Source organism: Marinomonas phycocola (assembly GCF_047525455.1).
Classification (GTDB): domain Bacteria; phylum Pseudomonadota; class Gammaproteobacteria; order Pseudomonadales; family Marinomonadaceae; genus Marinomonas.
Window position 1 is genome coordinate 1 of the sequence record NZ_JBLIXL010000020.1, and the last position, 21883, is coordinate 21883.

General features: G+C 39.1%; 20 protein-coding genes and 3 pseudogenes. 5 read left to right on the forward strand and 18 right to left on the reverse strand.

The features are described 5' to 3' along the window. Together ACMUMJ_RS13150 and ACMUMJ_RS13155 are read left to right on the forward strand one after the other, a co-directional pair. Positions 1-169 (forward strand): annotated as a pseudogene (locus ACMUMJ_RS13150) (IS30 family transposase); the annotation flags it as partial. 68 nt (positions 170-237) lie between these two features. After that, complete coding sequence (locus ACMUMJ_RS13155) at positions 238-954, forward strand: transposase (protein WP_414679314.1); 717 nt, start codon at positions 238-240, stop codon at positions 952-954. Between the two features lie 325 nt (positions 955-1279). On the opposite strand, the gene ACMUMJ_RS13160 is transcribed toward ACMUMJ_RS13155, so the two are convergent. The 6 genes from ACMUMJ_RS13160 to ACMUMJ_RS13185 all read right to left on the reverse strand — a co-directional run bounded on the left by ACMUMJ_RS13160 (position 1280) and on the right by ACMUMJ_RS13185 (position 4524). Beyond that, a complete protein-coding gene (locus ACMUMJ_RS13160) occupies positions 1280-1906 on the reverse strand; it encodes a LysE family translocator (RefSeq protein WP_414679315.1) in 627 nt (208 codons plus the stop codon). A gap of 32 nt (positions 1907-1938) precedes the next feature. After that, the gene (locus ACMUMJ_RS13165) at positions 1939-2895 is read right to left on the reverse strand and encodes an ornithine cyclodeaminase family protein (RefSeq protein ID WP_414679316.1); all 957 of its coding nucleotides are present in this window, start codon (positions 2893-2895) and stop codon (positions 1939-1941) included. Beyond that, complete coding sequence (locus ACMUMJ_RS13170; RefSeq protein ID WP_414679317.1) at positions 2892-3440, reverse strand: carboxymuconolactone decarboxylase family protein; 549 nt, start codon at positions 3438-3440, stop codon at positions 2892-2894. The genes ACMUMJ_RS13165 and ACMUMJ_RS13170 overlap by 4 nt, the downstream gene beginning before the upstream one ends. An 11-nt stretch (positions 3441-3451) precedes the next feature. Beyond that, on the reverse strand, positions 3452-3616 hold the full coding sequence (locus tag ACMUMJ_RS13175) for a type 2 periplasmic-binding domain-containing protein (protein WP_414679318.1): 165 nt from the start codon (positions 3614-3616) through the stop codon (positions 3452-3454). A 107-nt stretch (positions 3617-3723) separates the two neighbouring features. Further along, positions 3724-4146, reverse strand: coding sequence for a PTH2-like family protein (locus ACMUMJ_RS13180; RefSeq protein WP_414679319.1), 423 nt, complete (start codon positions 4144-4146; stop codon positions 3724-3726). Between the two features lie 12 nt (positions 4147-4158). Next, the gene (locus ACMUMJ_RS13185; RefSeq protein ID WP_414679320.1) at positions 4159-4524 is read right to left on the reverse strand and encodes a Dabb family protein; all 366 of its coding nucleotides are present in this window, start codon (positions 4522-4524) and stop codon (positions 4159-4161) included. Between the two features lie 163 nt (positions 4525-4687). Here ACMUMJ_RS13185 and ACMUMJ_RS13190 point away from each other — a divergent pair, with 163 nt between their 5' ends. After that, on the forward strand, positions 4688-5167 hold the full coding sequence (locus ACMUMJ_RS13190) for an Lrp/AsnC family transcriptional regulator (RefSeq protein WP_414679374.1): 480 nt from the start codon (positions 4688-4690) through the stop codon (positions 5165-5167). Positions 5168-5433: 266 nt separating this feature from the next. Here the strand turns inward: ACMUMJ_RS13190 and ACMUMJ_RS13195 are convergent. The 3 genes and pseudogenes from ACMUMJ_RS13195 to ACMUMJ_RS13205 all read right to left on the reverse strand — a co-directional run. Beyond that, positions 5434-5958: pseudogene (locus tag ACMUMJ_RS13195) on the reverse strand (TCP-1/cpn60 chaperonin family protein); the annotation flags it as partial. Continuing rightward, positions 5951-6898, reverse strand: coding sequence for a phosphotransferase (locus tag ACMUMJ_RS13200; RefSeq protein ID WP_414679321.1), 948 nt, complete (start codon positions 6896-6898; stop codon positions 5951-5953). The gene ACMUMJ_RS13200 and the pseudogene ACMUMJ_RS13195, both read right to left, overlap by 8 nt. Positions 6899-7042: 144 nt before the next feature. Further along, on the reverse strand, positions 7043-7780 hold the full coding sequence (locus ACMUMJ_RS13205) for a helix-turn-helix domain-containing protein (protein ID WP_414679322.1): 738 nt from the start codon (positions 7778-7780) through the stop codon (positions 7043-7045). Between the two features lie 287 nt (positions 7781-8067). Here ACMUMJ_RS13205 and ACMUMJ_RS13210 point away from each other — a divergent pair, with 287 nt between their 5' ends. Continuing rightward, on the forward strand, positions 8068-9801 hold the full coding sequence (locus tag ACMUMJ_RS13210) for a protein adenylyltransferase SelO (RefSeq protein WP_414679323.1): 1734 nt from the start codon (positions 8068-8070) through the stop codon (positions 9799-9801). Between the two features lie 61 nt (positions 9802-9862). Here the strand turns inward: ACMUMJ_RS13210 and ACMUMJ_RS13215 are convergent, their stop codons facing one another. The 5 genes from ACMUMJ_RS13215 to ACMUMJ_RS13235 all read right to left on the reverse strand — a co-directional run bounded on the left by ACMUMJ_RS13215 (position 9863) and on the right by ACMUMJ_RS13235 (position 15638). After that, positions 9863-10078, reverse strand: a complete 216-nt coding sequence (locus ACMUMJ_RS13215) for a hypothetical protein (protein WP_414679324.1) — start codon at positions 10076-10078, stop codon at positions 9863-9865. An 821-nt stretch (positions 10079-10899) separates the two neighbouring features. Further along, on the reverse strand, positions 10900-11694 hold the full coding sequence (locus tag ACMUMJ_RS13220; protein WP_414679325.1) for an ABC transporter ATP-binding protein: 795 nt from the start codon (positions 11692-11694) through the stop codon (positions 10900-10902). Continuing rightward, on the reverse strand, positions 11691-12785 hold the full coding sequence (locus ACMUMJ_RS13225) for a FecCD family ABC transporter permease (protein WP_414679326.1): 1095 nt from the start codon (positions 12783-12785) through the stop codon (positions 11691-11693). The genes ACMUMJ_RS13220 and ACMUMJ_RS13225 overlap by 4 nt, the downstream gene beginning before the upstream one ends. A 119-nt stretch (positions 12786-12904) precedes the next feature. Beyond that, the gene (locus ACMUMJ_RS13230) at positions 12905-14044 is read right to left on the reverse strand and encodes an ABC transporter substrate-binding protein (protein ID WP_414679327.1); all 1140 of its coding nucleotides are present in this window, start codon (positions 14042-14044) and stop codon (positions 12905-12907) included. Between the two features lie 1255 nt (positions 14045-15299). Then, positions 15300-15638: a hypothetical protein gene (locus tag ACMUMJ_RS13235; RefSeq protein WP_414679328.1), complete on the reverse strand. Its 339-nt coding sequence runs from the start codon at positions 15636-15638 to the stop codon at positions 15300-15302. Positions 15639-16031: 393 nt separating this feature from the next. On the opposite strand from ACMUMJ_RS13235, the gene ACMUMJ_RS13240 reads away from it, so the two are divergent. Beyond that, the gene (locus tag ACMUMJ_RS13240; RefSeq protein ID WP_414679329.1) at positions 16032-17918 is read left to right on the forward strand and encodes a methyl-accepting chemotaxis protein; all 1887 of its coding nucleotides are present in this window, start codon (positions 16032-16034) and stop codon (positions 17916-17918) included. A 191-nt stretch (positions 17919-18109) separates the two neighbouring features. On the opposite strand, the gene ACMUMJ_RS13245 is transcribed toward ACMUMJ_RS13240, so the two are convergent. The 4 genes and pseudogenes from ACMUMJ_RS13245 to ACMUMJ_RS13260 all read right to left on the reverse strand — a co-directional run bounded on the left by ACMUMJ_RS13245 (position 18110) and on the right by ACMUMJ_RS13260 (position 21882). Next, positions 18110-18250 carry a hypothetical protein gene (locus ACMUMJ_RS13245; RefSeq protein WP_414679330.1) on the reverse strand — a complete coding sequence of 47 codons (141 nt, stop codon included), beginning with the start codon at positions 18248-18250 and terminating at the stop codon, positions 18110-18112. Between the two features lie 42 nt (positions 18251-18292). Continuing rightward, positions 18293-18992 (reverse strand): annotated as a pseudogene (locus ACMUMJ_RS13250) (transposase). A gap of 411 nt (positions 18993-19403) precedes the next feature. Beyond that, entirely contained in the window at positions 19404-20342 is a 939-nt protein-coding gene (lhpI, locus tag ACMUMJ_RS13255) for a bifunctional Delta(1)-pyrroline-2-carboxylate/Delta(1)-piperideine-2-carboxylate reductase (protein WP_414679331.1), read from the reverse strand. Between the two features lie 55 nt (positions 20343-20397). After that, positions 20398-21882, reverse strand: coding sequence for a tripartite tricarboxylate transporter permease (locus ACMUMJ_RS13260; protein ID WP_414679333.1), 1485 nt, complete (start codon positions 21880-21882; stop codon positions 20398-20400). Between the last annotated feature and the right edge of the window lies 1 nt (position 21883).

Genomic DNA, 21883 nt, shown 5'->3' on the forward strand with positions numbered 1-21883 from the left:
AAATAGCAACGGCCTTCTGAGGCAATATGTGCCCAAAGGTACTGATTTAAGAAGTGTTACAGAGGAGAGAATAGACTTCGCGATGAGACGAATAAACAATCGTCCAAGGAAGTGTTTAGGGTTTAAGCAACCAGCCGTAGTTTTTAAAGACATGCGCTTAGTTGCTTGAAGTGAAAAGTGTCGCACTTCGGACTTGAATTCAGGCTTAATTTATTGATAGTTAGTTGGATTTAATTCATGGCTAGAAGGCATCGAGTGTCTAGTGCTGGAGTAGATGAACACATCATTCAAAGAGGTAATAATCGACAAGTCATATTTGCTTCTGAAGAAGATATACAAGCTTATGTAGGCTGGCTAAAAACCTATTCTAAAAAATATAACGTCAGCATTCATGCATGGGTTCTAATGACCAACCATGTTCATATTTTATGTACTCCAAGTAATATCAGCGGGATTTCCCAAATGATGCAGTCTCTTGGACGAATGTATGTGGCTTATTTTAATCGTCGTTATAAACGCACGGGTACATTGTGGGAAGGACGCTTCAAATCCTGTTTGGTACAAGAAGAAACCTATCTTTTGCAAGTTTCCCGCTATATAGAACTAAACCCTGTTAGAGCTTCAATGGTTGACGACCCAGCTGACTACTTCTGGTCAAGTTATCAATGCAATGCTCTGGGTAAAAAGAGTGAGTTACTGACACCTCATCCAATCTATACTCGGCTTGGGGGAAATGAAAAAGAGCGACAAGCTTCATACCGTAGCTTGTTTGCAAGTCAAATTGAGGATAAGTTGTTAGAGGATATTCGCCAGGCTACAAACAAAGGGTTAGCTTTAGGTAATGAACATTTTTTGGCTGACATAGAAGCACTAACAGGGCGTCGGGTTAGTGAAGGAAAGCGTGGTAGGCCAGTAGATTGGCGAAAGAACAAAATATGGGCTAGTACAAAGTAAAGCCTCGTCATTTGAAATTTAAAGTGACTCTGACCCTGTTATTTATGACCCTGTTATTTACATTTTATTACATCATGCTGCCCATTTAGGGTCTATCTATATAAAAAATTACATGGAAATTTCTTCGATACCCCCCATTGTACCCCCAGCCGAACGCTATTGGGTCTTTAGCCAAAATATTGCTTCTCTTTTGAGCTGAACAACACTTCAGAGCCAGAGTCTAATGTCTTGATCTCTAGCTAGTGGATCCTTCGAGCGAAGATGGCTTAGCCGTTCAATATTTATTTTGTTTAGGCCGTCTTAATTATTTGATCAACAATGCCTATCAAAACTGCTTTACAAGCATACTAATTGAAGTTAATAGCATAATAACCCCTGTTCCTTTAAACATAACTGTTTGCGACTTCTCGCTACCTAAGAAATGCCTAACCTTTATGGCGCCCAATATAAACAATGCTCCAACACTAATAAGTACGGCGATTGTTAACGGGATTAATGTTGTACTCCAGACTTCAAAAGATACAGTGTCTAAGGTGACGACTAGCGGTAAAATTGCTAAGTAAAACGCTATTGTCTTTGGATTCCCAAGGGTTATCACTAAACCTGAAAAGCCAGCGGAAAAAAGCTCTTTATTAGACTTTTGCTCACCAAATTCTTCGATTTTAGGTTTGTAAAACCAAAACTGCCACGCTAGCCAGCCCAAGTAAATTGCAGATACTATGCTAATAAGACTAAAGACACCATTAAAGTTTTGAACTAACAAAGCAAGCCCAAAGACAGCTAATGATAAATATATTAGATCTCCCAATATTAAGCCTATTAGCATAGTAAAGCCAACTGTTACCCCCCCACTTACACTCCTAGCAACTAGCGCTGTAATTCCTGGACCAGGAATAGCTGCTGCTACCCCCAGTGCAGTAACATACGAAAAAATCTGTGTTGTCTCAATCATATTATCCCCCTTACTAGTGCCAAATAAATATATTAATTATTATTTATTCCACAGCACTGGTTAACCACTTCTCGAGCAAAAACTAAATCTTGAACTGCTAATCCAACAGACTTAAACAGAGTTCGCCCTGAAAAAGAACATCGTTCTTGTTTTTTTGCTAACTGGCCTACTTCCATCCCACTATGGTGCCTTATTAACCCTTGTCGCTCCGCTTGCAACAGACAGCTTGACGAGCTCCAAACAGACTCTAAAGAATCAACAAAAAGTTCAACGCTAGGGTAAATGTCAGGCATTAACTCTTGAAAAACTGGCGCAGACGCTCCGACAGCATTTATGTGGCAAGTTTCAGGAAGATCTTTTTCTCGTAAAAACGGCTTTCTTGAGGCAGTTACTGTACATATAATATCAGCTCTCATAACTGCCTCCCTAGGGGTAGAACAGACCTTAACGTCTACTTCTGACTGAAAATCACTTAGCCAAGCCTTGAGTGCTAACGTTTTTTCTTCTTTCCTGCCCCAAAGAAATACTTCCTTTATTGATCTAATACTCAATATTGATAACAGATGAGTTTTAGCTTGAACTCCTGTACCCAGTATTGATAGCGTTTTCGCATCTTTATGTGCTAGAACATCCGTTGCCCATGCAGATGCAGCAGCAGTTCTCAGTTCGGTAATCGATGCTGCATCAATAGCGGCACTTTGTCCATCAGGAAGAGCATCATAAAGCAGTATAGAACCCTCATGTGACCGGCCCTGAGCTGTTCTATCAAAATCTACCAGAACAGATTTCACCCCAAAACCAGCATACTTCCCTTCCCGGATGTAAGCTGGCATCGTGCCTAATATTTTGCCATTTTCGGAAGGAATAATACTACGAAGAGGTTGCTCTACTTTGCCATCACTATGCAGCTCAAATGCAGTTTTGCTTAGTGCTAAACCTAAAGGTATATTTAATGTCGACTCGACTTTTTCCCTACCAAAATATCTCATGCCTCTTCCTTGGCCGATAAGAACTGAGTCTCAATAGCTGTATCAGCGATACTATTTAGCAAAGTAGACATTGTCTTTTGTGATACACCTAAAATTACGTCTAACATGTTTTCGTTGGTGTAGCCCGCCGTTAAAAAAGCAAGCTGTGATGGTTTAGAAATAATGCCGTTTGCACGAGCAACACACTTTGTGAACTCATACAAAGCATACAAACGTTTAGGTAACTGCTTTGGGGATCTAATCAGCAGCTGGAGCAAATCTGCCTTAACACCATTGTTTTCGGCAATCCAATAATGCGCTTGTATTGTATAATCACAATGATTCAGTAAGCCAACTGTTATCCAGACGATACTTTGTTCCTCTTCTGAAAGAGAGCTGGTTGCAAATAGACTATGAGCATGTTGATAAGATGATAATAGTGCTGGAGATTCAGCCATATAAGCACTTTGATTCGGTATCCAGCCAAAGTTGTCCACTGAACTTTGTAACAGTTTTCGACTCCCTATTGGCGCACTATCTAGATCATGAAGTGTTAAATTTGTCATAATTTTATCTCCTAATTAGTATTTCCAACGGTGCCAAAGACTGACCAAAGCATGTGTATTGAGCGGCACCTTGAAATAAACGTTAGCTCGTTGAGCCTTGCTGCAATCTCTGTTGTTAAAGCCATATCTACCTCACCACAGGCAACGGCTTTAGCAGCTGCACTTGTAGAGGACATTTTTACTACCTGTTCAACTTCTATATGCTCTGGTAATAACCCATCAATGAGTGGGATAGGTGCCTGGTGAGATGCAATTAAGGTTTTTTTCCTTAGCTAAAGATAAATCAATTGTAGAGAGGTAGATTACCTGTAAGTTTTGTGATTTTTTTCTTTGGCCCGACCAGACCAATCGCGACTAACTCTATGCTTTCGCTGTTAGTGGAATTGATCCGTTCTCCATATTCATCATACGTTTTACAAGACTGAGCTAGTGCACTAAAAGGCATACAGTGAATCTCCTCATCTTGTTCAGCAACAGATAGCAAGTCCATAACAGATTTTCTTGTAGTTTTTAGTACAGGCAATGGAGAATAAATTACACCTGGGTAATTAACATCATCTTGACTCTGCATGTCTGGTCCAACTATGTTACTTATCGTTTTACCAAAACTAATACCAATAACACTGGCCGCATTCATTGATAAACCAACATTAAGATCTTGATCTACCACAATAGTACATTTGTGCTTTTTAGCATCAAATTTCATAAACCCCCCTTTTTACAAATTATGATTTTTTACAAGTAAAGACTTAAATGTGCTCATAAGTTCTAATGCGTATGTAGCTTCATCATTCATATCAATATCAATAATTTGCCAATCTGCAACTGTCTTCCACTTATCGACTCCCTCTTGATGATTGGGGTGTTTAAGGTAGTTTTGTATATCGCCCATGTTTTTGAAAATCCCCAACACCATAAAATCTGCTGCTATTGTACGAGTAGAAACATTTCTACTACATAACCAGCCTTTAATCTGCTCTATATGGTTAGGGTGATCTTTTGTCGACTGTTCAGCATCTATTGCCTCTTGTGATGACCAATTAAAACCTTCTCTAAAGTTAAATAACACTATGTGTAAAAGCACTATTTTTCCTTTTCTGAATTGCATAAAAGCAATATTTTTGTGTGATTGTGAAATTTATTATACGAAAAAATTAATGAAAATTTTTTTCTTATTTATTGAATAAATATCAAAAAAAGAATAAATTTACCTTTTTTAAGATCAAAAAAGAAACAGATTGCCAGTTATGATATTTAAAAAAACAGATGTGGAAATCCTATCTAATTTACAATTAGATGCTCGTATTACAAATCAAACGCTAGCAGATCATGTCGGCTTGTCGGCTTCACCATGTTGGAGGAAAGTACGTCAATTTGAAGAAGATGGAATTATCCAAAGTTATAGAACGGTTCTTAATAGGCGTAAAATAGGCCTAGGTGTAATGGTTTTTATTAAAGTAACTATAGACAGTCACAACGAAGAAGAGGCAAAAAAGTTCGAGAAAGAGGTCCATGACCTCGAAGCCGTTGTAGCCTGTTACAGTATTGGAGGTGATGCAGACTTTTTATTGCAAGTCGTTTCACAAGACTTGGACTCTTATGCAGACTTTGCTATGTCAGTAATTCGCCGACTACCGAGTATAAAAGAAATGCAAAGTCTCTTCGTTTTAAAAGAGATAAAACCATTCTCTGCATTTCCTTTAAATCAATCTATAGCAAGTAGGTAGATTTAAAGGAAATATAAGTCAAAATAAATATGTGACTACAACTTTGCTAAAAAGAGATTTTTAGCAAAGTTGACCGTCCGTTCTACAAAAGAAACCTTCAGAGTCTATTCCGCTCTGATATTGAAAACGTCAGGTAAAATGCTAGTCAACTCAGTTTATTAATATTGCTTAGGTGTAAATAAAAGAAAGCCCAAACATTTCTGCTTGGGCTCTTCTTAAAACATTATTGGGTTCAGTTTAAAACTGAGAGCTAGACTCTCAATTTATTACATCATGCCGCCCATATCAGGCATGGCAGGTGCTGCTGCTGCCGCATCTTGTGGTGCGTCAGCAATCATAGCTTCGGTAGTAATCATTAAGCTTGCGATTGAAGCTGCAAATTGCAAAGCAGAACGAGTTACTTTAGTTGGGTCAAGAATACCCATTTCTAACATGTCGCCGTATGTGTCGTTGCCTGCATTGTAACCGAAGTTAGCGTCGCCGCCTTTCACAGAATTAGTTACCACAGATGCTTCTGCACCGGCGTTTGAAGCGATTTGACGAAGCGGGGCTTCCATTGCACGTAGTGCTAGTTTAATACCGTGAGTTTGGTCTTCGTTGTCGCCAGTAAGGTCAACAATTTTAGACGCAGCACGTACTAGCGCTACACCACCACCGGCTACTACGCCTTCTTCTACCGCTGCGCGAGTAGCGTGAAGTGCATCTTCAACACGGTCTTTCTTCTCTTTCATTTCAACTTCTGTGGCTGCGCCCACTTTGATAACCGCAACACCGCCAGCTAATTTAGCTAGATTGAAGTGAAAAGTGTCGCACTTCGGACTTGAATTCAGGCCTTTTGAGGTAGGAATTGCTACTATGTATCTCACTGTCTTCTATTGTGTATGACAGAAAACGGATACAGTTGAGAAGAAGAAAATGCTGAAACATTTCTGGTTCAATAGCATCTAAATGCCTTTTCAAAGGGGTTAAAAATACTTTCAAATATTCCATTTCCACAGACTCATCAGACAGGACAGAAAATTCCATGGCTCCGATAATGCAGTCTGTAAGAGGGTGCCCATAGTAGACATCGCCAAAGTCGATTACACCAATCATTTGATCACCCTCAACCAAGACGTTTTCGAAAAAATAATCTCCATGAACAAGGCCTTTAGGAGAGTTTCTTAAAACGTCCTCGTATTTTTTATGCTGCAAATGCTCTTCCATCTCGGAGAATACAGATTTGGAAAGGGCTTTTTTTAGGACATCTCTTTTCTCGCGAAACGCATCCTCTATCAATTGGTAGTCATTGACCGCGGCGTCTGGCGAAGCGTAGAGATGTGATACTTGTAACAAAGAACTTAATAACTTCCCTGCCTCGTAGGCCCACTTCTTAGATAAGTGTTCTTGTTCCAAAGAGGTTCCCGGTAAACACCAGTAGATAAAATAAGGGTATCCTTCAAAAAAAGAGGGTAACGGTGAGGCGTTTTTTTCTATTAGCAAGGGCACTGGCAGACCCTGGCTAGCAAAAAAGCGTAGGGCATCTATCTCTCTCTTAATTTGGGCTAGCTCGTAATCCTTTGGGTAAAATCGAAGACAAGTTTTCCCTTGATCTGTCTCTAATAGATAATTAGACGAAACTCGGCCGATATCGGAGATTTTACCTCCCTCCTTAATAGAAAGGTTGAGAGGAGTTACAATGTCTTCGATTTGATTAATAGTCAGCTCTACTTTGGAAAATATTCGGCTCATAGTAATACGCCTTCTACATCATCTACACTTTGGAGCCATTGATAAAGGTTTTTAATACCTTCTTCCAAGGACGTTTTTGGTTGATAGTTTAAATGTTCTTTGGCTTTTTGCGTATTTGGTCAACGAAACCGTACATCCGGTTTTTTATCCCCTATTATCTGTATCTCGGTGGAGGACTTTGTCACTTTTTTTATTACATGAGTGAATAAAATGAGACTGGTCTGTATAAGAATCTAAGTAATGTCGCTTGAATGACTGCTGTAACCATATTACGTTTAGAAAGTCGTGTGGAGAAAATCCCGTTGATTTTTTAAGGTTACGCTGTAATTGACGCGTTGACATGTGTGTTATCTCAGCCATATCTGCCACATTATGAATAGCATCCAGATTTAAGAGTATTTTCTGAATAACAGCATTACTCGCAACATAGTTAGATTCGATAAGTTGTGATACCAAATCTGAAAACACAGGCTGTTTAGCGAGAAAATCTTTTGTGGCGAGTGCTTCGCTGGTTTCAATCAAGGGTAAATTACCACCATAGGGAGTACCAACAAAGCGGTCAGACGTGTCTTGCAAGTTGCCTTGCCAGACGCCGAGAAAGAATTGAATAGCCGCGTAGTGAAAACCCTTCCCTAAATTCAAAACTTCGTACGTCGTTCGTAATGCAGTCACACCCGCAATGCTAGTATCTTGTTGATTGAATAGGATGTTTACACAACCATCAGTCACTGCATGCAGTAAAAAGTCACGCTCTAATGGCGCGTTTGTTTTTAACTCCCAATAATTGCGTACCAAGTCAGCCAGTTCACTTGGCGGTTCTACCTGATTGTAAACAACTGACTCTGTGCTTTTTTCCATTCCATCTTGTATAGGATCATACATATAATGACTCCATTTAAATAAAGATCATGTTAGCAAAAATAACCTCTCTTTATACTCACCTCCGTGTTTGACATAACCACTAATGCTAAGCAGAATCATAACAACATACAATGAGACCTTTGCACGAAGTCATGAGCGACGATAAGACGAGGCAAAAACAGACGAAAAAGCGGAGTTTATGAGTTATAAATGCGCATATTTGAGTCTGTTTTTAACAAAGTATTAACAAGCGTAGTAGTCGTGCAAAGGTCTCACAGTAATTTTGCTGAGAAGAGAGAATTTAAAACATGGCACCTAGCCAAGCAAGTACACCCGACACCCAAGTCATTAACGCAGAAGACCTTCCTAAGGCGATAACAAGCGTAAAAGAGCTGGCGGAATCTGTCAGTTACTCCTTAATGGACGCATTAAACTGCGACCCAGACGCAACCGAAACAGGTATCGATTATCGCCCCAGAGAAGTATTTACAGGTCACTATGTGACTATAAAGCCAACACCACTTGGTAACCCTGAATATATAGCACACAGTAAAACATTGTTTAGAGAGTTAGGACTTGCTGACGAATTGGCGCAATCAGAAGAGTTTAAGCGACTCTTTTCAGGGGATGTTTCGAGTGTTCCGAAACCGATGAAGCCTATTGGTTGGGCAACGGGGTACGCTTTATCCATTTACGGAACCGAATACACTCAGCAGTGTCCTTTCCAAACCGGTAACGGATATGGAGACGGTCGTGCTATGTCTATTTTTGAAGGCATACTAAATGGCAAGCGTTGGGAGATGCAGCTAAAAGGAGGAGGGAAAACGCCATATTGCCGTGGCGGCGATGGTCGGGCTGTCTTACGTTCAAGTGTTAGAGAGTTCTTAGCTCAGGAACATATGCATTCGTTAGACATACCAACATCTCGTTCTTTGAGTTTGTTTGTTTCCAAAACAGAACACGTCAAGCGCCCTTGGTATTTTGCAGGTTCGCAATCCACCGATCCAGAAATTATGGTTTCTAATCCTACCGCTATTTCAACACGAGTGGCCCCTTCCTTTCTTCGTGTCGGACAACTTGAATTGTTTGCTCGCCGTGCAAAAAAACAAGAACATCCTAACGCATTAAAAGAACTGGAAATGATTGTTCTGCATTTGATTGAAAGAGAATATAAAAGTGAAATCAATTCAGCGCTTACACTATCTGAAAAGATTATCTTATTAGCGCAAATATTTAGAGAGCGTTTAACCTCCCTTATTACCGATTGGTTACGTGTTGGCTATTGCCAAGGCAACTTCAACGGCGATAATTGTGCCGCAGGCGGATATACGCTGGACTACGGCCCTTTCGGATTTTGTGAGATGTTTGACCCCGTCTTTCAACCATGGACAGGTGGCGGACGTCACTTCTCATTTATCAATCAACCTCTCGCGGCACAGCAAAATTTCAACATGTTCTGCCTAGCGTTAAGCCCCTTAGTAGAATCAAATACAGACGCTCAAGACGCTCTGTTAACAATTCGTTCTGAGTTTTCCAGTGTCATGGAGCGCAAAATGGAAAGCATGTGGGCGACCAAACTTGGGCTAAATAACTACGATTCTGAGCTGTTCATTCAGCTTCTGAAATTAATGGTAAGCACAAAAGTCGATTACACCCTATTCTTTCGTGAGCTTTCACATATACCAAACGATCTCTCAACGTTTTCTAAAAGTTTCTATAAACAACCCAATGACGAACTGACATTGCAATGGGAGCAGTGGTTAAAAGATTGGTTATTATTGATCGATCAGTCTGGCGAACGTTCAAACATAAGCGAACAGATGAAAAGTGTTAACCCCAAATATACATGGCGGGAATGGCTTATTGTGCCAGCTTATCAACAAGCAGAAAAAGGCAACTATGCCTTGATTAAAGAACTGCAAGAGGTGCTAACTCACCCTTATGATGAGCAATCTCAAGACATTGAAGAGAAGTACTATAAACGTCGCCCTTCAGAGTTTTTTAGAGCGGGTGGCGTTTCTCACTACAGTTGTTCGTCTTAAAACTGAATAAGTATCTTTGACTTAAAACAATACAAAACGGAGCACCCAGCTCCGTTTTTTATTAATCTTCATCTTGCATTGCAATAGACGATTGCCCTGATATAAGGCTGGCTAACCGTTCTGCTATGCTGGATTTTTCAACATCCGTTAAGGCAATTGACTTATCTTCTGAATAGAAAGAATACTCATCTTTCGCGCCATCAAACTTTATCTTCCCAAGAATACGACCGCTATCACTAATACAATCTAACTCTTGCTGGGCGGGTAAAAACAACATGACCAATCACCTTTTTAAACTTATTTGAGAGCGATAATAATACTTAATTCACTAGTAGGTCGAGTGGGTGATTAAGGCAGTTAATAAGAAAGCAAAAAAATGCATTTTCCATTGCGTATTTTTTCTAGCCTCGTCGGCGGTTAAAAAAAGCGTCGAAAATTGAATGGCGGTTCTGTAGATTATAAACGTCACATCCGTTTACAATTAGCGTAGTTAATCAAACTAATTCCAATTACAAAGAACCAAAACTGTAACGTTGGAAGAACGTCTAAAACAGAGCCAATTAGTAATCCACTACCTAGACCCATTGCTATTTTATTGATATTCATTAGTAATATTCCTTTATTTAGTAAAGTTTCAACTAGTATAGACTCAACGTTATAAAGGCCTAGATGATTTTTTATGATTACACGGTTGTCCTGTATTAGCGTGCTCGAGGACTATAGTGATCTAAAGTCTTCGGAAGGCTAAGGAAGATGCGAATCTCATGCATTACGTACAGTTTATTGCCATCTAGATCTCGGCAATAGGCTCAGGCTCCGTGGTAGTGTTCTTTGTATCGGTATCCAAAAACTGCTATATCATGTCTTTAATACTCACTGAAAAACCAATACCCATTCGAATAACGTATTTAATACCACTGACTTAATAACATGATAAAAAATAGTTACACACAAAGAACAATACGGTCAGAAAGGGGAGACCCTCTGTATTGTTCTTAGATTTAAAACGCTATATTTACCGATTGTCTTTTCCATGACTAGAAATCGTAGTTAATACGAACTCGCTAAAGTAATAAAAGCATATCCCCTAATCGTTCTTTATGCCATATCAGGTATTGAATCATCGAATAATTTTGCATCCAGGTATAATTGCCCTGTACTGCCACGCTCTAGACTCGTTTCAACTTTATAGGCTTCTCCTAATAAAGGCATCGATAACACATCCTGAGCATTCCCTTGAGTTTGTATCACACCCCTATCAAGTAACAATATTTGATCACAAAATTTTGCAGCCAAGTTAACGTCATGTAATGCGGCAACCGTAATAAATCCTCTTTCTATTGTTAGCTTTTTAATGATCGTTAATATCGATAATTGGTGGTGTAAATCTAGCGCACTCGTAGGTTCATCTAATAAAATCACGTTCGGCTCAACAACTAAAATACGTGCAAGTGCCACTAACTGTTTTTGACCGCCACTGAGTTCACTGATGTCTTTCTCGGCAAGATGTCCAATATTTAACAGCTCCAATACTTGAGCGACTTGCTTAACATCAGATGGCTTTACCCTCCAACCCGAATGTTGTTTAAGAGACACTAAAACAGACTCAAATACAGACAGGGCTAAGCTGCTATAGAATGATTGAGGTAAATAGATAACGTTTCGTGATCGCTCCATTTTAGAACAAGTTCTGAGGCTTTTACTTCCCAAAAATATGTCACCAGAGTGCGCACCAATCAGACCAGCGATGGACTTAAACAAGGTAGATTTACCTGCCGCATTGGGGCCTAATAATGCAGTAAAACTCCCTTTTTGTAAGCTGTCTATATTCAATTCATTGAGCACAACATGCTTACCGTAGCTCACAGTCAAATTCGAAACAGATAAACTCATAGACTCCTCTCCTTTGAATGTTTAATGATGATCGCAAGAAAAACAGGGACGCCAATAAGCGCTGTTATAATTCCGATAGGATAAATAATCCCAGGAGTTAATGATTTACTAACAGTGGAAGTAACACTCAACATCAACGCGCCTAACAGAGCAGATAATGGAATAAAATAACGCTGATTTTCTCCTACTAACAACCGCGCAATATGTGGCCCAACCAAGCCGACAAAGCCAATCGTTCCTACAAATGCAACCGCTGTTGCTGCAAGCAAAGAAATGCAAATTAAGATCTCAACACGTAGACGTGAAATATCAACTCCCATACTTAGCGCACTTTCTTCACCTAACCTCAACGCGGTTAGTTTCCATGTTCGCATCATGCAAAAAGGCATAACAATTAAGAGTAAACTGGTACCCCAAAATATTTGTAGCCAACTGGCACGATTCAAAGATCCCAACATCCAAAAAACGATTCTTTGAAGTTGAGTTTCAGACGCACCATATTCCATCATTGCAAGCATGGCATTAAAAGCAAAAAAGATCGCAATACCAAACAGTATAATTGCCTGAGTGCCCACCCCTTTTAAACGCATGAGTAACAAGAGCAAACCGCAGGTCCCTAAGGCAAAAATAAACGCGTTCAAAGTGACTAACAACGATCCAATATTGTCAGCAAAACCAACCCCTGTCACTATCGCGAGAGCCGCACCAAAACTGGCAGCCGACGATACGCCCAATGTAAAAGGTTCCGCCAATGGGTTGTTCAAAAGCGTTTGCATCAGCGCACCAGAAACACCTAGCATAGCGCCAACAATTATGGCGGTTACAGCGATAGGAAGACGGTAATCCCAAATAATCACTTCCAACTTAATACCGTGTGATTCTCGATTCACAAGAACGTCAATAACCGTCTGCAAAGAAAAATCTCCCGGTCCTATACTGACGTCCACAACCAAACCAATGAGTAGCAAAGTAATAATCAGAACTAATATTTGTATTTTTTTACTTTCGTTTGCCACAAAACCATTAATCAAATCCTTCTGCTTTTGCAGTACTCCATCACCTTCGGTAAAGGCGTTTGTTTTACTGTCCATGACACTCACTTAACTTATAGAAATAACGTAGAGATTTAATAACAAAAATCACGATGAGAGCTCTCTCTCCCCTCAGTCTAAACTGTCTTCAGCCTAGGAAAGAGAGCACATGAAGGAGGTTACTTCAGCTTCTGCCAAAAAACGCCACTGTAATCAATAGGGAGGAATCTATCATGGAATTCAATGAATTTTTCTTCGGTATCTAGCCCTTTAAAATCCTCAGGATAAAACCACTTAGCAAAGGTTTGTAATGCTATAAAGTGATACGGGCTGTTATAAAATTGATGATAAATTGAGTAAAAGTTTTTTGATTTAACTGCGTCTAATTCAGACCATCCTTTACGATCAGCAAGTGCTTTCAAACGCGTTTGTGCTAACTCTTGAGTAGCTTCATAACCTAAAAGTACAGCTTGTGTATTTGGATTAGACTCAGCCCAATTTGCACCCGTTCCAATGATGTAATCGAGCTTATCGGAGAAAATAACTTCTGGATTCACTTTTCCACTGAATCCAGGGAACTTACGGCTCCCCCAGTTAATACCACCAGCCTCATCTACTAAACGCCCTAAATTAGCCCCGCCAAATGTGCTACAGCATTTATCGGGATTATAACCTGCCGCACTTTCAATAAAGACAATAGGGCGCTCTTCCAACTTTTTAGTCAACACGACTGAATTTACTAAGCGCATTTGTTCAACATAATAATCAATGAACTCATTCGCTTCTTTTTCACGTCCAAGCACCTTCCCAAGCATCAACAAACTTGGCACTGTGTTTTGTGTCGGCCTTTGTCGAAAGTCAACAAATACAACCTTAACCCCTACTTTTTCGAGTTTTGTTAATAATCCACTTTCTTGTGCTTTCAGCAAATTCCCTAGATTAAGAATGAATAAATCCGTATCCAATGTAATAATCTTTTCTAAACTGTAATCTCCAGTATAAGGGCTACCTAAATTTTCAATTTTAGCTATCTCAGGAAATACCTTAAGGTATTTACGATAAGCATCAGGATCGTATTTAATTAAATCATCTTTCCAGCCAACGACTCTAGACAGAGGTTTTTTCTTATCTAACAATGCCAGCGAGTAAGTTAGACGCCCTTCACCTAGCACTATATTTTGAACTTTTTCTGGGTCTAGGCTCACTTTGCGTCCTGCAATATCTGTCACTTCTATAACTTCTGCAAAAACATTAAAAGAAGCAGTTAAAACAATAGGTGCTAATACTTTTTTAATAAACGAACGATTTAAATTGATCACTTCTTTGCCCTTCATTGGATGACTTCGAAAGGCATTCTACCTATTAAAAACAATCATGTAAATCTAAATGATAATTATATTCATTTAGATTTACATGATTATCACTCTCTCGCTTGTTCAATACCCCAACGGCTTAAAATCAGCTGTTTATGGTCTAGCAGAGATGTTTGGACTGATGACGACTATCAGGTCAACAACAAGCGGTGGATGTTCAATTTAAACTCGCTTGATAAAAACCGTGTCGTTAAACTTGGCACTCACGAACGCCATTATGATGGTGTTATCATCCTACCATGCAGTATTGGAGATTATTATCTTCAGCCACATTCGTATTGACTGGAGTGGTTAATTGCCCTATCCAACAAAAACACGTTATTAGCCTTTGCCTGTGCAGGTACATTTATTCTTGCCGCCACTAACGTAAATAACCTAAATGAAAGGCGTTTAGTGTATTGAAACTTCTTAATCTCACCTTCCTTAGACGAGCAAGAAAACAATGGAGAACATACAAATGAATAAAACTTGTTTCATCAAATACCTAATGGAATCGATAAAAAAACAATCGACAATCCTTTTAAAGGGTTTAATTGATAACAAAACGAGACGCTGGGTGGAATTGGTATTAGGCAAATTCTTCACTTTTTCCGCGTTCAAACTAGTCACATCGCTAGGTTGAGAGCACTGCTATTACACTGAGAAATAACGGTCTCAATTGCATGTGACCTTGATGGCCTCGGCGCATCTATACATGGTCTGCAATAATATCGAACAGTTTTCATTCGATACTATTCTTAATTCTTTGATTTAATGCATCACAGAAGAATTACCACAGTAAAGTGACATAAAAGGTTATGTACTATTTCTTATCAGTAACCGATATTTTTTTCTTTTAGCCTTTTTTACGCGAATGCACTTTCGTAATCTTTTAACGGAATTTTTGAAGCAATAGCATACAGAGCAATGTTATGAATCATCTTATCGATGGTCGTACCACACTCTGGTCATACTGAAACGCGGTATTTATCGGCATCTCTTGAAATAGCCGTATGCGTGACACAATGTTGAGACATCATTACAATAGGCCCTTCTGTATCAAATTCTGTCAAGGTATTTGATAACGTCGTTTGCTTAAAACTGTCCGCAAAGGTTTTTATAACAATAGTCGCCCTTTTAACTGCCGCAAGAATTTTAGGATGAATATCAGCAGCCTCGGTGCCTTTGCTTGCTATATCGTGTCAACAATATTATTCCTCCATCAAAAAGCGTCAGCAAAAACATCCAAGTAAAAATAACCATTAATAGAATGGTTGTTTTCCTTTTTCAGCCAATCCCACCCTCTTTTTAATACTGGTGAATTCTGACTTTTCAGGTGTATCCGCACAGCTCGGATAGGGTTTTCTAGAGATTTAAAACGCCCTTCCCAAAATCGGCCTGTAGCGTCATCCTCAAAGTTAGTTAGTAGAGCAATCGGCTCGTTAAGCTTTCTTATAACCCAACTGATACCCGACACCTCTGACGGTAAGCCTCCGCAGACCGTTCCGCCGACTCGAGTAAATAACGTGTCTTTACTATAACAATCACATGTCTGTCCCATATAACTTCTTCAGAAAGGAAAAACTAACCCATTGAAATATATAAATTAAGTTAATGAATATCTTTGATAAATTTATTTATTTTATAAAGTTATTGATAAGGATTATTGAGTAAGACAGCTAAAAAGTATTTATATAAGATATTTTATTAGCTTACTCTTTATTTACGTGCTGGAGACTTTTGTTTTTTATGGTAATTATTTGTTTATTTTTTTAGTATTAAGTGATATTTTCTTAGAAATATAGATAATATCCTATTTCGGTATTTTACTGGTGCGACTCTCAAAGATAGATAAATTTAATTGAGATTTTTTACTTATAGGCTATATTATTTTTATTGATATTTATATTAATAGGGCTTGGTGAAAATTTACAGCATTTTAATGGAGTTATAAATGGCAGCTAAAACTAAATTGGTATTGTCTGTAGCAATACTACTTATTATCGTAATTTTTTCTATATCAACCATAGGTTTTATTAATTTTAAATCGTCATCGGTTGAAAATTATTCAGATAAACTTCAAACTCGAGCTTTTCTTGTCTCAAAAGCCGTAGAGCAAAATACTAATCGATATTTCTCTATGCTGAATATGGTCGCTTCTCAGATAGACGTAAAAAAAGACGGGACTTTAAATATTGATGCAGTAGTACTAGAAACAAAAAGATTAAAAAATGAGTTGCAGGCCCTGAACTCTTATATAGGCATGAAAGATGGAAGCACTTATTCCGCGAATCAGAACGGTCTTAATAAAAATTTTAACGCCGCAAAACTTAAAAGAGAATGGTATACCCGTATATTTGATGGAGAAAAAGCCATAATCACAACGCCTTACACGAGCCTTGGAGGCAATATCGTGATGGCATTAGCTGTACCTGTCATTCGTGATGGGGAAATCGTTGCAGCCCTTTGTATTAATCTGGGATTAGATAAAATCACTAAATTTGTGAGTAGCTTGTCAGAAGAAAATAATATATATGCAACGCGCGAAGACGGGTTTGTTTTAGCATCAGGATCTCCGGAACATATTGGTAGTAATCTGTTTGAAATCATCCCTTCTTTTGCACAATATAATTCCGCTGATGTAAGCGAGCATTATTACGAATACCAAGGACAAAATTATTTTGTTGCTGGTGCAAAGATACCCTCGTTAGGCTGGAAGGTTTGGGCATGGGATTTACAAGAGAGTATTAATTCGTCATCTAATGAAAATTTAATACATACTGGTTTAGTTGCTCTGTTTTTATTTTTTGTTTCATTAATTATTATCTATTTTATTGTTATTAAATTAATGTACATCCCCGTTGGTGGTGAGCCAAAAGAAATCGAAAGTTTACTAAGTCGAATATCTAAAGGCGATTTAGCTTGTGCTCCAGTTGCTACTGATAAAGATACGGGCATCTACGCTGAAATATTAAAAATGACCAGCAACTTGAGAAAGATTATCAAATCTATAAACAGTTCTGCAGGACAAGTCAATGTGTCGTCTGAACAGATCTCGACATCAACCATTGAAGTGAGTGAAAGCTCTACTGATCAAATGATACAGTTAGAGCAAACAGTAACAGCAATGAATGAAATGACCATTACTGTTTCTGAGGTTGCAAAAAATGCAGTACAAGCCTCCACGGCGGCAGAGCAAACAAGAAAGAATGCCATCCAAGGCACCGAAATTGTCCGCTCGATGGACGAAAACATTGACCTGCTACTAAGCAGTATTGATAAAATCGTTACTGTTACTAACAACCTAGATAGAGAAACGGGCAGTATTGGGAGCATATTAGACGTTATCGACAGCATTTCAGAGCAGACCAATTTGTTGGCTCTTAATGCGGCGATTGAAGCTGCACGGGCGGGTGAACATGGTCGTGGTTTTGCTGTTGTTGCCGATGAAGTGCGGAATCTGGCAACCAAAACAAAAGAAAGTACCAATGAGATTCAAGCGATGATTCATCAGCTACAACTTGAATCCAAAAACTCCGTACAGCTAATGAATGTCATTGTCTCTGATGCACAAAATACTAAAGGTAAATCAACCGATGCGAGTCAAGCATTAATCTCTATTCAAGAATCTATCAATGTTATACAAGAGATGAATATTCAGATAGCAACAGCCACTGAAGAACAAACGCATGTTGCATCTGAAATTAATCAGAGCGTAGTTGCCATTAATGATCTGGCCAAGTTTACCCATAAAGCATCAAGTAATAATAAAGAGATTTCTGGTCATCTTAATAAGGTTGCGCAATCTCTAAAAGAATCTGTTGTTACGTTTAAAATTTAATGGAGGTGAGAGTAGATAGGCCAGTATTTATAGCTTAGCCAATCTGCCCTAGAGTAAACGCCTAACCAACCATGAAGCAATCGCAAAGACCTTAACACTTCTTGTATTGAGCAATTTCTTGGTTTTTCTAGCCTAGTCGGCGGTTAAATAACCGCCGACTACTGGATGGTTATCCTGTAGATTTATAAACGTCACATCCGTTTGCAATTAGCGTAGTTAATCAAACTAATTCCAACTACAAAAAACCAAAACTGTAACGTTGGAAGCACGTCGACAACAGAGTCAGCTAGTAATCCAGTACCTAGACCCATTGTTATTTTACTGATATTCATTAGTCATATTCCTTTATTTAGTCGAACCTGAATAATGGCGTTTCAAACGTGGAACGCCATGCTTTTTTCACGTTCTTTTTCTGCTAATGCCATTTTTAACCATAATAGACTTAAAAATACACCAAAATATTGGGCACAATAAAGCCACTTGAGTCGCTTACGTAGATTTCGACCACAGGCACTTAAGATCACGTTGATCGCATCACCCAACACACCTTTCAGGAAACATCTGCTGAGTTTTTCATCCGATTTTAGATGGCCTATGATGGGTTCTACGCTGTGTCGCCTTCCCATCCAGCGTTTCTCTTTTTTTGGAACACCGCGTTTTTGACCCGCTATTAATATTCTCACGTCTTCTACGCCAGAGCCTTTATATCCTCTATCAACAAAACAGGTTTCCGGTTTTCGCCATTTGATCAGGCTAATTGGATGACAAGGGAAGTCATGTTGAAAAAAAATTTCCCCACAAAAGTGCTGGTAATAAGGCGATTCAAGCCACTGTTCTAAAACCCTTTCATCAGACAGATTATGTAAATGCTGCAAATACAGTCGCCCTATCATTAGCCGAGTAGGCAAAGCCGCTACCAAGATTTGAAAAATGAGAACTCAACGTGGCATCCAGCTGATTCCAATCAAGGGTCTGAGCCAATCGCATCAAGGGATGATTAGGGTTAATCATGTCAACGAGTTGAGGTTAGAATAAATCCTTTTGCGGTATGGTCTTTGTCTGACGAGGTTTCATAAAGCTCACCTATTTTGCAGCTTTTTGGGCTTGATAGCGTGTTTTGAGTAAGATTTAGGTATTAACTCTCTTATAAAAATATCATAAAATCAATTAGTTGGTTTTTTTCAGGGACGACTAGCCTTCCTGTTTTTACTAGTTTACTGAAATGACACAGATTTTTGAACACTACTTATGGAGACATGCCCTAGCTACAATTTTATTTCTGAACCTTCAAACAGCTTACCTAGTCTCAAGACTTAGGATCAATTCGCATATTTAAGTTGATGCTCACGAGCGAATTACTGGCTTAATAAAAACCAATAATTCGATCTATGCTCTGCATTCGTTCTACTTTATCCCTTTTTATCGCACTTACTTAACTGTTTTTTCTTGAGCGTATCGGAGCGTCCATATACCCCGATCCTGCCCTTAATTTAACTTACTTTTCATGTTATATACTAATTTAGCTGCCGCTAAATCTTCTAAAGCAGTCCCCACCGCTTTAAAGACAGTAATCGATTTCTCAGACTCTCTCCCACCATTTATTTTACATAATACTGCTAAGTCGCCCTTTATATCACTTTTACTTAACGCTCCTGTTTTCATCGGCTCAATAATATCCCCACTTTCCAAAAATGCGGTTTCTACATCGATATAGACATCAGCCGTTGACATTGCCGTATCATCTGTCTCTCTCATAGAAGGTGTGAAACTCCCTATTAGATCAAGATGTTGCCCTGGCTTTAACCATTCTCCCAATATCAGGGGAGTCGTTGAAAGTGTTGCACAACTAATAATGTCAGCGCCTTTTGTTCCTACTTCTAAATCCAATTCAACAGAAGCATTGAACCCTCGCTCAGAGAGTTTATCAACCAACCTTTGAGCGTTATCTTTGTTTAAGTCCCACACTTTAACATCTCTAATTGGTCTAATGGTTCTCATAGCCTCGGGGATTAAAGAAGCAACTCGGCCCGATCCAACAACAAACAATGTACTAGCATCTTGTTTTGCTAAGAATTTAGCCGCCAAAGCAGATGCAGCAGCGGTTCTACGAGCAGTCAAAATACCGCCATCTAACATGGCCAGTAACTCTCCCGTTTTACCACTGTATAGAAGGTAATCGGCATTAATGCTGGGTAAACTTATTGCATTATTATCGGGAAAGACATTAACAATTTTTAACCCTACATATTCCCCTGACTCAAAGGCAGGCATTAAAAGAAGAGTCGCATCGGATGCAGTCGTCGTCTCCATATAATGATGATGTCTTACAGGCACGTCACATCCAGCAATAAATTGTTTACGTATAGCATCGATGAGTGCTGGCCAAGGTAAAGACTGTTCTAATACTTCATTGGAAATTTTCATATTGTTCTCGTATTAATTAACATGATTTATGTTTAATTTATTAAATTCTGCAACATCACTTTTTTGCAAACTTACGCTTTACCGCTCCGAAGTAAGGAAAAAAAAGCATGACTAAAGCAATGAGCAACATAGTCACGGTTAGAGGATCACTATATAAAGGAGACCAGCTACCACCTGTAATTTGCAATCCTGTGCGCAGTTTTTGTTCCGCCAATGGAATTAGGATAAAACTAATAGCCATAGGGCCTTTTGGATAGCCTGCTTTATCCATGAAAAAACCCACCACACCAAAAGCAATCAATGCCCATACATCAAAAACAGAATTGTTATAAGCAAATCCACCAATGACACATGAAACAATTATTATGGGAAACAATACGGATCTAGGAATATGATTTATTTTTGAAACCCAACGAACACTCAGAACCATCACACCATACATAACAATGTTTGCAGCTAACACGGCAGCCATTAATGTATAAACAAGCTCGGGGTTATTAACAAATAATAAAGGACCCGGTTGTATCGAATGAATTAGAAGTGCGGCTAGAAGTAATACATTATTTAAGCTTCCTGGCAGCCCTAAAGCAACTAAGGGGATCATAGCGCCGCCGATAGTGGCATTATTCGCCGCTTCAGATGCAACAATACCCTCTTCTGCTCCTTTCCCGAATCTTTCAGGTGTTTTCGATGCAGATTTTGTCACCGCATAAGCAACCATCGAACCTATGACTGCACCGACACCAGGTAACAGACCAATCCATGTTCCAATAAAAGAAGAGCGAATAAGGTTTGTACCATGCTTTAAATAATCCTTGCATGACATAAGTAACCCAGCTGTAGAAGGCTCTACACCTTTCGTTCCACTGTCCTTGTCTAACATATCACTCAATACTGTTGCAAAAGCAAATAACCCAATGAACATAGGGATAGGGTCTATTCCGCCATTCAATTCAAGCAGACCAAGAGTCAATCGAGGAGTACCAGATGATGGATCTATTCCAGGTAACGCTAATAAAGCACCTATTAGTGCAGCTATAAGCCCTTTAATCATAGAGCCTTGGCTAATGACCGCAATTAACACTAACGCCATAACAATTAAAGAAAAGTAGTCGAAAGGCGTAAACCTTGTCGCCCAAATAGATAAAGGTTCTGCCAAGAGAACTAGAGCAACCCAAGAAATAACACCACCAACTAAAGACGCACCGATACCTAAACCAAGAGCACGCCCTGGTTGGCCATTAGACGCCATAGGATAGCCATCTAATGTTGTCATTATAGCGGCTTCTGTACCGGGCATTTTTAATAAAGTGGCCGTAATAAGCCCTCCACTAATTGCCCCTATGTATATAGAAATAAGTAGGATGATCGCGGTTTCTGGCGTCATATAAAAGGTTAAAGGTAAACAAAGAGCAATCAGCATCGTGCCTGTAAGGCCAGGAATAGAGCCAACAAAAACGCCAGCAGAAACACCTAATACCATTAAAAATAATGGCCACGGAGTTAAAATAAATAAAAACGCTGAAATTAAATAATCCATA

Coding starts and splice junctions, on each gene's coding strand:
- ACMUMJ_RS13180 (WP_414679319.1), bottom strand. CDS start 4,146: ATGAAATTTGATGCTAAAAAGCACAAATGTACTATTGTGGTAGATCAA.
- lhpI (WP_414679331.1), bottom strand. CDS start 20,342: ATGAAAATTTCCAATGAAGTATTAGAACAGTCTTTACCTTGGCCAGCA.
- ACMUMJ_RS13160 (WP_414679315.1), bottom strand. CDS start 1,906: ATGATTGAGACAACACAGATTTTTTCGTATGTTACTGCACTGGGGGTA.
- ACMUMJ_RS13220 (WP_414679325.1), bottom strand. CDS start 11,694: ATGAGTTTATCTGTTTCGAATTTGACTGTGAGCTACGGTAAGCATGTT.
- ACMUMJ_RS13165 (WP_414679316.1), bottom strand. CDS start 2,895: ATGAGATATTTTGGTAGGGAAAAAGTCGAGTCGACATTAAATATACCT.
- ACMUMJ_RS13210 (WP_414679323.1), top strand. CDS start 8,068: ATGGCACCTAGCCAAGCAAGTACACCCGACACCCAAGTCATTAACGCA.
- ACMUMJ_RS13225 (WP_414679326.1), bottom strand. CDS start 12,785: ATGGACAGTAAAACAAACGCCTTTACCGAAGGTGATGGAGTACTGCAA.
- ACMUMJ_RS13245 (WP_414679330.1), bottom strand. CDS start 18,250: ATGAATATCAGTAAAATAACAATGGGTCTAGGTACTGGATTACTAGCT.
- ACMUMJ_RS13260 (WP_414679333.1), bottom strand. CDS start 21,882: ATGGATTATTTAATTTCAGCGTTTTTATTTATTTTAACTCCGTGGCCA.
- ACMUMJ_RS13175 (WP_414679318.1), bottom strand. CDS start 3,616: ATGTCCTCTACAAGTGCAGCTGCTAAAGCCGTTGCCTGTGGTGAGGTA.
- ACMUMJ_RS13205 (WP_414679322.1), bottom strand. CDS start 7,780: ATGTATGATCCTATACAAGATGGAATGGAAAAAAGCACAGAGTCAGTT.
- ACMUMJ_RS13215 (WP_414679324.1), bottom strand. CDS start 10,078: ATGTTGTTTTTACCCGCCCAGCAAGAGTTAGATTGTATTAGTGATAGC.
- ACMUMJ_RS13200 (WP_414679321.1), bottom strand. CDS start 6,898: ATGAGCCGAATATTTTCCAAAGTAGAGCTGACTATTAATCAAATCGAA.
- ACMUMJ_RS13235 (WP_414679328.1), bottom strand. CDS start 15,638: ATGGGACAGACATGTGATTGTTATAGTAAAGACACGTTATTTACTCGA.
- ACMUMJ_RS13170 (WP_414679317.1), bottom strand. CDS start 3,440: ATGACAAATTTAACACTTCATGATCTAGATAGTGCGCCAATAGGGAGT.
- ACMUMJ_RS13240 (WP_414679329.1), top strand. CDS start 16,032: ATGGCAGCTAAAACTAAATTGGTATTGTCTGTAGCAATACTACTTATT.
- ACMUMJ_RS13190 (WP_414679374.1), top strand. CDS start 4,688: ATGATATTTAAAAAAACAGATGTGGAAATCCTATCTAATTTACAATTA.
- ACMUMJ_RS13155 (WP_414679314.1), top strand. CDS start 238: ATGGCTAGAAGGCATCGAGTGTCTAGTGCTGGAGTAGATGAACACATC.